11 protein-coding genes are annotated in these 13,181 nt (G+C 58.1%); 6 read left to right on the forward strand and 5 right to left on the reverse strand.

All coding sequences use genetic code 11. The features are described 5' to 3' along the window. Window positions 1-17 precede the first annotated feature (17 nt). Window positions 18-950, forward strand: coding sequence for a DKNYY domain-containing protein (locus CPA59_RS07125; protein WP_107758953.1), 933 nt, complete (start codon window positions 18-20; stop codon window positions 948-950). Between the two features lie 68 nt (window positions 951-1,018). Here the strand turns inward: CPA59_RS07125 and CPA59_RS07130 are convergent, their stop codons facing one another. The 3 genes from CPA59_RS07130 to dgcN are packed head-to-tail and all read right to left on the reverse strand — an operon-like array spanning window position 1,019 to window position 3,892. Beyond that, a complete protein-coding gene (locus CPA59_RS07130) occupies window positions 1,019-1,879 on the reverse strand; it encodes a D-amino-acid transaminase (RefSeq protein WP_038918416.1) in 861 nt (286 codons plus the stop codon). Then, complete coding sequence (dgcA, locus tag CPA59_RS07135) at window positions 1,879-2,889, reverse strand: N-acetyl-D-Glu racemase DgcA (RefSeq protein ID WP_107758954.1); 1,011 nt, start codon at window positions 2,887-2,889, stop codon at window positions 1,879-1,881. The genes CPA59_RS07130 and dgcA overlap by 1 nt, the downstream gene beginning before the upstream one ends. A 10-nt stretch (window positions 2,890-2,899) precedes the next feature. Beyond that, window positions 2,900-3,892 carry an N-acetyltransferase DgcN gene (dgcN, locus tag CPA59_RS07140; protein WP_107758955.1) on the reverse strand — a complete coding sequence of 331 codons (993 nt, stop codon included), beginning with the start codon at window positions 3,890-3,892 and terminating at the stop codon, window positions 2,900-2,902. Between the two features lie 967 nt (window positions 3,893-4,859). Here dgcN and CPA59_RS07145 point away from each other — a divergent pair. The 5 genes from CPA59_RS07145 to CPA59_RS07165 all read left to right on the forward strand — a co-directional run bounded on the left by CPA59_RS07145 (window position 4,860) and on the right by CPA59_RS07165 (window position 10,350). Then, on the forward strand, window positions 4,860-6,419 hold the full coding sequence (locus CPA59_RS07145) for a sensor domain-containing diguanylate cyclase (RefSeq protein WP_038918419.1): 1,560 nt from the start codon (window positions 4,860-4,862) through the stop codon (window positions 6,417-6,419). A gap of 302 nt (window positions 6,420-6,721) precedes the next feature. Next, complete coding sequence (gene efeU / locus CPA59_RS07150; protein WP_038918420.1) at window positions 6,722-7,567, forward strand: iron uptake transporter permease EfeU; 846 nt, start codon at window positions 6,722-6,724, stop codon at window positions 7,565-7,567. A 58-nt stretch (window positions 7,568-7,625) separates the two neighbouring features. Beyond that, window positions 7,626-8,747 (forward strand): iron uptake system protein EfeO, encoded by a 1,122-nt coding sequence (efeO, locus tag CPA59_RS07155; RefSeq protein ID WP_107758956.1) that lies wholly within the window; start codon window positions 7,626-7,628, stop codon window positions 8,745-8,747. Between the two features lie 11 nt (window positions 8,748-8,758). Further along, window positions 8,759-10,072 carry an iron uptake transporter deferrochelatase/peroxidase subunit gene (gene efeB, locus CPA59_RS07160; protein ID WP_107758957.1) on the forward strand — a complete coding sequence of 438 codons (1,314 nt, stop codon included), beginning with the start codon at window positions 8,759-8,761 and terminating at the stop codon, window positions 10,070-10,072. A 50-nt stretch (window positions 10,073-10,122) separates the two neighbouring features. Continuing rightward, complete coding sequence (locus CPA59_RS07165; RefSeq protein WP_038660434.1) at window positions 10,123-10,350, forward strand: DUF1272 domain-containing protein; 228 nt, start codon at window positions 10,123-10,125, stop codon at window positions 10,348-10,350. A gap of 103 nt (window positions 10,351-10,453) precedes the next feature. On the opposite strand, the gene proP is transcribed toward CPA59_RS07165, so the two are convergent. Together proP and CPA59_RS07180 are read right to left on the reverse strand one after the other, a co-directional pair. Continuing rightward, window positions 10,454-11,959, reverse strand: a complete 1,506-nt coding sequence (gene proP, locus CPA59_RS07170) for a glycine betaine/L-proline transporter ProP (RefSeq protein WP_107758958.1) — start codon at window positions 11,957-11,959, stop codon at window positions 10,454-10,456. Between the two features lie 457 nt (window positions 11,960-12,416). Next, window positions 12,417-13,130, reverse strand: coding sequence for a 4'-phosphopantetheinyl transferase (locus tag CPA59_RS07180; protein WP_107758959.1), 714 nt, complete (start codon window positions 13,128-13,130; stop codon window positions 12,417-12,419). Window positions 13,131-13,181: the final 51 nt, after the last annotated feature.

A 13,181-nucleotide genomic window follows, 5' to 3' on the forward strand; every position in this document is an offset into this window, starting at 1 on the left:
AAATTAAAGGAAAGCGTATGAAACGGAACGGATATCTCGCTCTGCTGCTGGGTATGGCGGCGCTGTCGTCGCAGGCGGAAGTGAAGGCTCCCTATCAGGTTGAGCAGGGTAAGGTGGTGTACCGGGTATCGACGAATGCGGATCCGCAGGTGCTGACGCAAGCCAAACCGGAAGACTTCCGGGTGTTGTTGCGGGAAAAACGGGTGGCGCTGGCGGTATCCGGCCATCGTTACTACTGCAACCAGCAGCCTCTGCCGGACGGTTTCAAACCTGAAAGCGCCAAACTGCGCTACGACGCTTTTCTGATTACCAATGTCGGGTCATTCGTCGGCTGTGAGCGTATGAAGCAGGATATCGATGCCGACAGTTTTCAGGCGCTGGATTTTCCGTTCTTCAGCGATCGCGATCATGTCTGGCTGCCTGACGGTGAGGAGATGCATGGCGTGGATATCGCCAGCTTCAAAACGCTGGCCAGAAATCAGGCGTTCGACAAACAGAACTACTATTTCGTGGAGAATGAAACCAGCGTGGTTGCCTATCACAAGCAGGCGCCGAGCGCGGGCAACTGTTTTGGCTGGGCCACCATTGACGGCAATCTTTACTACCGTGGCGAGCAGCGCGCCGATGGCGATGCCGCCAGTTTCCGCTGCCTGACGTTCAGCACCGCGCTGGACAAAAACGGTTTTTATGTCTTCGGGCGGCCGTATCCGAGCATCCCGGACGGGGTGAAAGCGGCGGATATCCGCATGCTGCCGAATAATGAAAAACTGGCTACCGACGGCGAGCATGTCTGGTTTCTGGGGGTAGAGCCGGTGCAACTGGCCGGACTGAGCCTGCGCCATGTCAGGGTGGTGCCGGACGCCAACGGCTACACCATTAGCGACGGCAAAACCCGCTGGCTGTGCGGCTCCGGCAAGGTCAACGGTCGCCCGTTGTGTCGCAAGGGCTAGCCTGTAACGTCTGCGTGACGAGATAAGCCATCATCCGCTCTCAGATAGCAGAGCGGATGATGACTGCATTACCCCGCGGTCTGGGCGCGAATCATCCCGATATAGATGTCCCGCAGCTGGCGCGCCAGCGGTCCGGGGCGACCATCCCCAATCGTGACGCCGTCGATCTCCACCACCGGCCAGACAAAGGTGGTGGCGGAGCTGATAAAGGCTTCTTTGGCGGCGAGCGCTTCCTGTGGCGTGAACGCCCGTTCTTCCACCGTCAGATGATGGTCGGCGGCCAGTTGCAGCAGCGCTTTGCGGGTAATGCCGTGCAGGATGTCGTTGCTGAGCGGGCGGGTGATCAGGCGGTTGTCGGCATCGACGATAAAGCAGTTGCTGGAGCTGCCCTCGGTAATCAGGCCGTTTTCCACCAGCCAGGCGTCATCGGCGCCTTTGGCGTGCGCCCACTCTTTCGCCATACAGGCCATCAGCAGGCTGACGGTTTTGATGTCGCGCCGGTGCCAGCGCAGGTCCGGGCAGGTGATGACGCGAATGCCTTTCTCCGCGCTGGGATGGTGGAGAACAGGGCGGGACTGGGTAAACAGCACCAGCGTCGGTTCGGCGTCGGTGGGGAACGCGAAATCACGGTCGCCGGTGCTGCCCCGGCTGAGCTGCAAATAGATACCGCCTTCTTCCAGCCGGTTTTGCTCGATAAGCCGCAGATGAATGTGATGCAGTTCCTCCGGGCTGACCGGCAGACGCAGGTTCAGCTCGCGGCAGGAGCGCGCCAGACGCGCCATGTGGCCGTCGTATTCCGCCAGCCGGCCGTTGACCACCGCGGTGACTTCATACACCGCGTCGGCAAACAGAAATCCGCGATCGAACACCGAAATCGTCGCTTGTTCCTCGGGCAGGTAACGCCCGTTAACGTAAAGGATACGTGACATTATGCAACTCCCGTTAAACAAGGGCGGGGGTGGCCCCACAATCCCTCTTCAGGTAAATACAACTGGCTGCCGCGCCATTCCAGCCCGCCGACCCGGTCATCCGCCAGCAGCAGCGGCCCGTCGAGATCGACGATGTCCGCGCCCTGCGCCACCAGCGTGGCCGGCGCCATCGACAGCGAGGTGCTGACCATACAACCCACCATGATCTTCAGGCCCTGCGCTTGCGCCGCCTGACGCAGCAGCAGCGCTTCGGTCAACCCGCCGGTTTTATCCAGCTTGATGTTAACCATGTCGTAGCGTGTCGCCAGACCCGGCAGCGACTGGCGGTCATGGCAGGATTCGTCGGCGCACAGCGGAATCGGGCGCGGCAGCGCGGTCAGCGCGTCGTCGTCGCGGGCGGGCAGCGGCTGTTCAATCATGCTGACGCCAAGGCGCTGCAGCTCCGGCACCAGTTTCAGGTACAGGTCGGCGTTCCAGCCTTCGTTGGCGTCGACGATCAACTGCGCTTGCGGCGCCCAGCGGCGTACCGCGGCAACCCGCTCGATATCGTGTTCGTCCGCCAGTTTCAGCTTCAGCAACGGACGGTGCGCGTTGCGTTGCGTGGCCTGCGCCATGCGCTCCGGGGTATCCAGCGACAGCGTAAACGCGCTGGTCGCCGGTTCCGGTCGCGGCAGCCCGGCCAGTTGCCACACCGGTTTGGCCTGCCGCTGGCTATCGAGATCCCACAGCGCGCAGTCCAGCGCATTACGCGCGGCGCCGGGCGGCAGCAGTGTCTGCAATGTTTTCCGGTCAAGACCGCGTCGCACCGTGTCCCGCAGCGTCAGCAACTGGGCTTCCACATCGCCGATGCTTTCGCCATAGCGGGCGTAGGGCACGCTTTCGCCGTGGCCTTCGTAACGCCCGTCGCGCACCGTCACCTTGATGACATCGGCGTGGGTTTTGCTGCCGCGCGAAACGGTGAAGGTTTCTTTTAACGCCCAGCGTTCATGAGTGACGATCAGTTCCGCCATGATGCCGTCCTTACAAGTTATCGATGATGCGGCCTACGCCCTGACGGAACGGGTCGACTACCGGCAGCCCCAACTGATGTTCCAGTTTCGCCATGTAGGCCAGCGCGTCCGCTTCGCTCAGGTGCGCGCTGTTGATGGAGACTCCGACGAAGCGGGCGTTCGGGTTGGTCAGCCGCGCCATCGCCAGATTGAGATCGATACAGGCTTGCAGGTCCGGCAGCGGATAGTCCACGCCGCGCATGCGGGTGCGGGTGGGTTCGTGACACAGCACCAGCGCGTCCGGCTGGGCGCCGTGGATGATACCGGTGGTGACCCCGGCGAAAGAGGGATGGAACAGCGACCCCTGACCTTCGATCACGTCCCAGTGGTCGGCGTCGTTATCGGGCGCAAGGGTTTCCACCGCGCCGGCGATAAAGTCGGATACCACCGCGTCAATGCTGACGCCCGCGCCGGAAATCAGAATGCCGGTCTGGCCGGTGGCGCGAAAAGTGGCGTTGCCGCCGCGTTCCACCAGCGCTTTTTCAATCGCCAGCGCGGTATACATCTTGCCGCAGGAGCAGTCGGTGCCGACCGGCAATAGACGTTTGCCGCTGCGTTTACGCCCGCTGGCCACCGGGAAGCTCTGCGTCGGGTGACGCACGTCGAACAATGAGCGCCCCAGCCGCGCGGCCAGTTCACTGATTTCCGGCACATCCGCCAGTTTGTTGTGCAGACCGGCGGCCAGATCCATACCGCACTCCAGCGCCTGACGCAGCACCGCGATCCAGGCATCGGAAATGATGCCGCCGCGGTTCGCCACGCCGATCACCAGCGTCTGCGCGCCCGCCGCCCGCGCAGCGGCGATATCCAGGTCCGGCAGCCCGCAGTCCGCCTGGCATCCCGCCATGCGATACTGACCGACGCAGTATTCCGGATGCCACTGTTTAATACCGATCGCCACTTTAGCGGCCAACTGGTCGTGGGCATCGCCAAGGAACAACAAATAAGGTTTTTTAATATTCATCGCAAACTCCGTCATTGAAATAAAAAACGCAGGACAAAGGGCCGCCGTCTCACCCGCTGGTAAGGAAATAAAAAATTAAAATCAATAAGATAATGCATGCGCCAGCCACTTTTTGGATACGTATTGATATCCAGGAAATAATGCTGACAGGTCAGATTTTTCGATATTATCAAGTAGTGTTATGTTGTCAATAATGACAAAAAATAAGATTTATATTCTGGGTTTGGTGGTCTTTATTTGTTTTTGGTGTCTTATTTTGGTTGTTTTTTAAAATAAAAGTCTGTTATTTTTTTAAAAATGAATATTCGACCGATTTTTATAAAAACAAAGGCGAATAAAAAATGAATGTGGTTATTTTAGTGCATCGCTCGCGTTATTTTGGTGCCGCTGCCCATTATTGGACAAGCGTCATCGTATTTTTCTGGGGAATGTTAAATTAACTCAAAATAATATTCATCATCACGTTAATGAAAAGCACGAATAGCGCGCAAAACGGAGGTTGCTTTCACGTCGGGCGAACGGTTGCACTACAATCGGTTGCACTACAATGGATCGTATATCGACTCATACGGTAGCGTAACACCGGGTGTCAGGAGGGCGCGGATACCGGTACGGTAACCGGCTTTTTTACAGACCTGCGTGTTTTGTCACAGATTTATTATAGCCTGTACCGATGTGGTAAGACGTTACGGATGTGCGCTGAGTGCCGATGGGGCCCATGTTGCCTGACTGGATACCCCCCGTTGCGTCTTTTAGGAAAATGGGAGACAGCATTGTGGCGATAGCAGACACCGTCGGAAATATCAGGTAGCATGTTTGTACCCGTCATACATTACGTTGCAGGCGCATTGGCGTTCCTCGCTCTCCGGTTATCTGCCTGGCCGGCTGATGGGAATTCGCTGCGTCGCCGCCTTCTGCAACTAACATGCAGGGTATGGATAAGGTTGTAGCCTTACTGAGAACGCATATGTCAAATAATAATAATTTTCCGTCCAGCGCTCTGCGTTTCCTTCGCTCTTTACCTTTTTATTCTTCCCCCGGTATTACCATGATGGCTTTTCTGGCCGTCTGTAGCCTGATTTTTGTTACCACCAGTATTTGGAATTTTCTGGATTCCTATCAGCGTATGCTGGTGGAGGCGGAGAAAAACGTGACTAACCTGTCCGTGGCGATGTCACGTCAGGCGGAAGATACTTTTGTGCCGATTGAAGTGGCGATCGATGACATGCTGCGGGAGTTGTCGCAAACCGGCATGCTGGATTCCACGCGAGTGAAAAGCGTTCTCGATACCCATCGCGCGGTGCTGCCGCAACTGGTCGGTTTCTACCTGTTTGACGAAAAGGGAAATCTGATTTCTTCCACCGGCAAAGGGCCGCTCTATATTTATAATGCCGGCCGGCGGGAATATTTTACCTGGCTCAGGGACAATAATACCGCATCATTGTTTATCAGTAAGGTTACCGTCAGTACGATCACCGGCAGACGTATTATTCCGGTGGCGAAACGGATAAATGGGCCGAATGGCGAATTCAAGGGCGTTTTTCTTGCCACTATCGACCATAATTATTTCGGTAATTTCTACAGTTATTTCAGCCTGGATTATGACGGCGTGCTGTCATTGATGAATGCGGATGGTCATGCGATTTATCTCTACCCCAATCGCGAACAATATATTAATAGTAATTTTTCTGACGGCGGCCTGTTTGAAAAGTCCCGGCTGGAACAAGGCAGCGGCAGCGGTACCTGGCGCACCACGCTGGATAACCGGGTGCGGATTGTCGGTTACGTTAAACTGAAGCGTTACCCACTGATGGTGGCGGCCAGTCTGGACCGGGGCGCGCTGCAGGCGCGCTGGCTGGCGGAAAATATTTCGGCCATGATGCTCAACGTCATGGTGCTGTTCGCCATGTTTGTTCTCGGCGGCTTCGTCCTGAAGCAGATCCGACTAACGGTGAAAAATAAAGAGGCGATCAGCCGCCTGCATCAGGAGGAAAGCGACAAGAATAAAGTGCTGCAAAAACTGGCGATGGTCGATCCGCTGACCAAACTGGCCAACCGCCGGCGTTTTGATCTTTATCTGGAGCAGTCGCTGACCCGAGCCCGCGAAGAGGGCGGAACCTTGTCGTTGATTATGCTGGATGTGGATTTTTTCAAACTCTACAACGATACCTACGGTCATGTGCTGGGCGACCGCTGCCTGACCCAACTTGGCAGCGTGCTGAACGGGTTGCCGTTGCCTGACGGCGCATTGGCCGCCCGTTACGGCGGCGAGGAGTTCGCCATTATTTTGCCGGGAATGAGCGGCGAGCAAGCGGCGGTGTACGGCGAGCGGGCCGTGGAGGATGTACGCAAATGCGCAGTGCCGCATCAGGCTTCGCTGTTGCCCCGTCAGGTGGTGACGGTGAGCGTGGGGGTGTATTCGCACTCCAGCGACAACCCCTGCGATATTCAGCGTCTGAAAGAGGGCGCCGATCAGGCGCTGTACCTGGCGAAGAAAAAAGGCCGTGATCGCTGCGTGCGGCTGTAGGCCGTTCCCGTCGTGAAATGCCCCAACCTTTTGGGAGCGTAGCGCTCCGCCCTGATAGCGGCGCTTTAAGTCGGCGTCCGCGACCCGAATTATTGTGAGACACCGCCCGCTTTTCCCTGCCGTGACGCGCCGCCGCGCCAGACTGCGGCGTTGAAATATTTGATTAGAAAAAAGTGCTTTACCAATCCTTACATTTCTTTATTAATAAGAACTATTATCATTCTTTATCCGATTTGTATTCCTGCGGCGGCGCGTCCGGGCTGTGAGGCGCGTCGCCCGGTCTGTCTGAGGAGTTTCCATCCATGTTTGTTCCGTTACTCATCATGTTCCGTGAAGGTCTGGAAGCGGCGCTGATCGTCAGCCTGATCGCCAGCTACCTGAAGCGTACCCAACGCGAGCAGTGGCTGGGCGCGGTCTGGGCAGGCGTGGTGCTGGCGCTGGCGTTGTGTCTGGCGCTTGGCGTATTCATCAACGCCACCACCGGTGAATTTCCGCAGAAACAGCAGGAGCTGTTCGAAGGGATTGTGGCGGTGATCGCCGTGGTGATCCTGACGTACATGGTGTTCTGGATGCGCAAAGTGTCGCGTTCGGTACGGGTGCATCTGGAAGGCGCTATCGATCAGGCGCTCAACGCCAGCAAGCGTCAGGGATGGGCGCTGGTGGCGATGGTGTTCTTCGCCGTGGCGCGCGAGGGGCTGGAGTCGGTGTTCTTTCTGCTGGCCGCTTTTCAGCAGGATGTCGGCATCTATGCGCCGATCGGCGCCGTGTTGGGGCTGCTGTGCGCCGTCGTGGTCGGGATGATGATCTACTGGGGCGGGGTGAAACTGCATCTGGCGCGGTTCTTCAAATGGAGCAGCCTGTTCATTCTGTTTGTCGCCGCCGGTCTGGCTGCCGGGGCGATCCGCGCGTTTCACGAAGCGGGATTGTGGAATCAATTTCAGCAAATCGCCTTCGATTTTAGCGCCACATTGTCGACCCATACGCTATTCGGCACGCTGCTGGAAGGCATGTTCGGCTATCAGGAAACCCCGACGATCAGCGAAGTGGTGGTCTATTTCCTGTACCTGATCCCGGCGCTGGCGTTCTTTTTCCTGCCGCAGCGCATGGAGCCGGCCACGGCTTCGGCGTCGCGTAAACATCATCATTAATCATCATCGCCATCAACGATGACCACCATCAACAATCAATGTAAAAAGGGATAGGTCTATGTCTACACCATTCTTCCGCCGTACGGCGCTGTGCGCCGCTCTGCTGGCTCTGCCGACGTTCAGCGCTCTGGCTGCCGACATTCCGCAGGTTAAGATAACGGTTAACGACAAGCAGTGCGAACCGATGCAAGTCACGGTGGCGGCAGGTAAAACGCAGTTTGTGGTCGCCAACGCCAGCCAGAAGAACCTGGAGTGGGAAATCCTCAAAGGGGTGATGGTGGTGGAAGAGCGTGAGAATATCGCACCGGGCTTCACCCAGAAAATGACCGCCAATCTGGAGCCGGGCGAATACGACATGACCTGCGGTTTGCTCAGCAACCCCAAAGGCAAGCTGGTGGTGACCGCCAGCGGCGAGGCCGCCGCCGCGAAAACCAACGTGCTGGATCTGGTCGGGCCGATCGCCGAATACAAGGTTTACGTGACCAAAGAGGTGGAAGGGCTGGTCCAGCAGACCAAACTGTTCACCGCCGCCATCAAGGCCGGCAAGCTGGATGAAGCGCGCAAACTCTATGCGCCGACCCGCCAGCATTACGAGCGTATCGAACCGATCGCCGAGCTGTTCTCCGATCTGGACGGCAGCATCGACGCCCGTGAAGACGACTACGAAAAGAAAGCGGAAGACCCGAAATTCACCGGCTTCCACCGGCTGGAGAAAGCGTTGTTTGCCGACAATGCCACCAAAGGCATGGAGCACTACGCCGATCAGCTGTACGCCGATACGCAGGAACTGCAAAAACGCATCGCCAGCCTGACCTTCCCGCCGAGTAAAGTGGTGGGCGGCGCGGCCGGGCTGATTGAAGAGGTGGCGGCGACCAAGATCAGCGGCGAGGAGGATCGCTACAGCCGCACCGACCTGTGGGACTTCCAGGCCAACGTTGACGGCGCGCAGAAGATCGTCAACCTGCTGCGTCCGCTGCTGGAGAAAGCCAATAAGCCGCTGCTGACCAAGATCGACGCCAACTTCAAAACCGTCGACGGCGTGCTGGCGAAGTACAAAACCAAAGACGGCTTTGAATCCTACGAGAAGCTGAGCGATGCCGATCGCACCGCGCTGAAAGGGCCGATCACCACGCTGGCGGAAGATCTGGCGCAATTGCGCGGCGTGCTCGGTCTGGATTGAGGCGAGCTATCATGAGTGATACCACTGGCCCGCAGGACGGGCCGCATTCCTCACACCCCTCCGCTTGTCCGGCACAGCCGGACATCGCTTCCCCCTCACGCCGCCGGCTGTTGCAGGGGCTGGGGATGATGGGCGGCGCGCTGGCGCTCGGCGCCGACCGGCTGGCGCAGGCGGAGGACAAGCCGCAGGCGCCGCAGGATGAACGCTGGGAAAAACAGCCGTTCTACGGTCCGCATCAGGCCGGTATCGTCACGCCGCAACAGGCGGCGATGATGCTGGTGGCGTTCGATGTGCTGGCGACCAGCAAACCGGATCTGACCCGCTTGTTCCAGTTGCTGACCCAGCGTATCGCGTTTTTAACGCAGGGCGGCAAAGTGCCGGACGTCGACCCGCGTCTGCCGCCGCTGGATTCCGGCATCATGGGGCCGGAAATCTATCCGGATAATCTCACCATCACCGTATCGGTCGGCGCTTCGCTGTTTGACGAGCGGTTTGGTTTGCAGGCGCTCAAGCCGTTGAAACTGCAGCGCATGACGCGCTTTCCCAACGACTCGCTGGACGCCAGTCTGTGTCATGGCGACCTGCTGTTGCAGATCTGCGCCAACACCAACGAAACGGTGCTGCATGCGCTGCGCGATATCATCAAGCAGACGCCGGACCTGCTCAGCGTGCGCTGGAAGCGGGAAGGGTTTATTTCCGCGCACGCGGCGCGCAGCAAAGGCCAGGAAACCCCCGTCAACCTGCTGGGTTTCAAGGACGGCACCGCTAACCCCAATACCGGCGATAATACGCTGATGGACCAGATCCTGTGGGTCGGCGCGCCGTCCGGCGAACCGGCATGGACGGTGGGCGGCAGCTATCAGGCGGCGCGCATCATCCGTTTTCATGTCGAATTCTGGGACCGCACGCCGCTCAGGGAGCAGCAGACCATTTTCGGCCGGGAAAAACACAGCGGCGCGCCGCTGGGCATGGCTCATGAGCATGACGAGCCGGACTACAGTCAGGATCCGGAAGGCAAAGTGATTCCGCTGGATGCGCATATTCGTCTGGCTAACCCGCGCACGCGGGAAACCCAGGCCAATCTGATGCTGCGCCGCGGCTACAGTTACTCGCTGGGAGTATCCAATTCCGGCCAGCTGGATATGGGGCTGCTGTTCGTCTGCTATCAGGCCGACCTGGAAAAAGGCTTCCTGACGGTGCAAAAACGGCTCGACGGCGAACCGCTGGAGGAGTACATCAAACCGATCGGCGGCGGTTATTTCTTCGTGCTGCCGGGGGTGAAAAATGCCGACGACTGGCTGGCGAGCGGGTTGTTGACGGCGTAAGTCAGGCAGGGTTATAAACTGGGTTGATACCTGAAAACAGGAGCGCCATCATGCTGGAATTGCGGCCTAATTGTGAATGCTGCGACGTCGATCTGCCGCCGGATTCATTGCTGGCGCGGATTTGTTCGTTTGAATGTACCTTCTGCGCCGATTGCGCGCAGGAGAAACTGAACGGTCGCTGCCCTAACTGCGGCGGCGAGCTGGTTCGCCGGCCGATCCGACCGGCGGAAAAGCTCATCAATAACCCGGCGTCGACCCGGCGGGTGCTCGCCCGTTAGCGCGGTTGTTGGTTGTTGGTTGTTGTTGGTTATTGATAGTCTGTCGCTGACGTAAAAACGCCCGTCGACCGTATGGCCGGCGGGCGCGCATCACGCTTCATTACTATTCATTAATCCGCGGATGCTGGGCGACCAGCAGCTTGCGTTTCTCTTCCAGTTCAGCGATTTGCTGCGTGATATCGTCGATTTTATGCTCGATATTATCGTGGTGCTCCCGCAAAATTTCCTTCGCTTCCGACAGGTCGGAAGCAGCCGGCGTAGCGCCTTTCAGCGGCTTGTTGGCCGTCTCTTTCATGAACAGACCGGTTAGCAGGCCGATAACGGCGATCACCATCAGATAGTACGCCGGCATGTACAGATTGCGGCTGCTCTCCACCAGCCAGGCGACGGCGGTTGGCGTCAGGCCGGCGATCAGCACCGAGATGTTGAAGGCGCTGGCCAGCGCGCTATAGCGAATGTGCGTCGGGAACAGCGCGGGCAGGGTTGACGCCATCACGCCGGTAAACGCGTTCAGGATCACCGCCAGCATCAGCAGCCCCAGAAAAATCAGACCGATAATGTTGCTGTTGATCAGTATGAAGCTCGGCACCGCCAGGAAAAACATGGCGACGCTGCCGATAACCACGAACGGTTTGCGGCCGAAGCGGTCGCTGAGCAGGCCCATCACCGGCTGCACGAACAGCATGCCGATCATGATGGCGATGATGATCAGCACGCCATGGTTTTCCGAGTAATGCAGGCTGTGCGACAGGTAGCTTGGCATGTAGGTCAGCAGCATGTAATAGGTCACATTGGTGGCGATCACCAGCCCGATGCACACCAGCAGGCTTTTCCAGTGATGGGTGGCAATTTCCCGAAAAGAGACGCCCGGCCCGGCTTTCAGCCCGTCGCGATCGTTCTGCTCCAGTTTTTCCACGTGTTGCTGAAACGCGGGAGTTTCTTCCAGCGCGTGACGCAGATACAAGCCGATGATGCCGAGCGGCAGCGCCAGGAAGAACGGCAGACGCCAGCCCCATTCCAGAAACGCCTGTTCGCCGATGATGGTGGAAATCAGCACCACCACGCCGGCGCCCAGCACAAACCCGGCGATGGAGCCGAAATCCAGCCAACTGCCCATGAAGCCGCGTTTACGGTCGGGCGAATACTCCGCCACGAAGATCGACGCGCCGGTATATTCGCCGCCGACGGAGAACCCCTGCGCCATTTTCGCCAGCAGCAGCAGGATCGGCGCCCAGATGCCGATGCGTTCGTACGACGGTATCAGCCCGATGCTGAAGGTGCTGATGGACATGATGATGATGGTGATGGCGAGGATTTTCTGGCGGCCGTATTTGTCGCCCAGCGCGCCGAAAAACACGCCGCCCAGCGGGCGAATCAGAAACGGCACCGAGAAGGTCGCCAGCGCGGCGATCATCTGTACGCCGGGATCGGCGCCGGGGAAAAACACTTGGCCCAGCGCATAGGCGACGAAGCCGTAGACGCCAAAATCGAACCACTCCATGGCGTTGCCGAGCGCGGCGGCGGTAATGGCTTTACGCAAACGGCCGTCATCAATGATGGTGACATCGTCCAGCGCGATAGGTTTTACACGTTTTCTCTTCAATTTCATAAAGTGACTAACCTTTTATTATCGTGACATGAAAAGGGAGGTGAAGCGTGGGGAAAAACACCGTCTTGCCGGGTATGACGTCAGGTGCTATTGGGTAGTGTGGTGAGGGTGTGTCGGACATCAGCCCGCAAAACGTTTATTCACGTCGGCGCGCCTGCAGCGTGGCGCAACACCGTCTCATTCTCCCCCTTGAGCATCAGATCGTATCTCGCCGCTGCGTTGATGCAGTGTTGGGGTCGGCGATGCACGAATTCATCAATAATATCATAAAAATTGATATTATAAAAATTAATGACAATTAAACGCCGTTTGTCTGGATTTAAATATGTACTAACTGGCATTTTACTGGTTTTTTATGCTTGTGACGTGAGGCCGGTGCAGGCGGTATGACGCCTGCCACACCGGGGACGGAACAGGTCGCGGGCGCGTGAAAGCAAAACACGGTTTGAGCCGGGTTTTAAGCCGGATCAAGGCCGGGCTGGGGCTCAAGACAGAGTGTCAGAACGTGATTGTCAAAACAGTGGTAGTAACAGCAGAGCTGTTTCCCCAGCGGGTTAGTGGGGCTAAGGGATTGCGTCAGGGTGAGTTGAAGACACTGGCGCGACGGTTGCCAGTCGGTTAACTGCGCGCAGGAAAAATCGAAAATCCGCTGTACGTCGGCGAACAGGGCTTTGAACAGGCTCTCCTTGGCGGAGAACAGCAGGGTACCGGCCAGCGTCTCGGCAAGCCCTGTCTGGGCCGCAAGGCGCAGCTCTTGCGGCTTGGCGATCAGCGCGCGCACGCTATCCAACGCGCTTTCGGTCATACACTCCTCGATATCCATCCCCACGCTGTGCAACGCCTGACGACGGGCGACGACGGCAAACGCCAACTGGTTGCAGTGACTGATGGAGCCGACGATGTTGACCGGCCACACCGGGTGGCGATGGGGCGAAATCGGCAGCGAATCGGGGACCGTCAATCCCGCCAGTCGCAGCGCCTCGCGCGCGCAGGCGCGCCCCGACAGAAATTCCACCCGGCGTTTCAGTACGGCGCGGTTAAGCGACGCCGGCAGCGTTAATCCGCTGTTGAGCAGCCGGGTCTGCGCGGCGTCGCTGACCTCGATCGTCTGGCTGGCGAAGTAAAGATGACGCCGTAACGCGTGCGGCAATGCTGCAAATAATATTGTCATGGCGCTGCGAATGTCATGGCACAGTGAATGTCGCACTGTGAATGTCTTGCA

It is taken from the genome of Dickeya sp. Secpp 1600, from assembly GCF_003049805.1.
Taxonomy (GTDB): domain Bacteria; phylum Pseudomonadota; class Gammaproteobacteria; order Enterobacterales; family Enterobacteriaceae; genus Dickeya; species Dickeya fangzhongdai.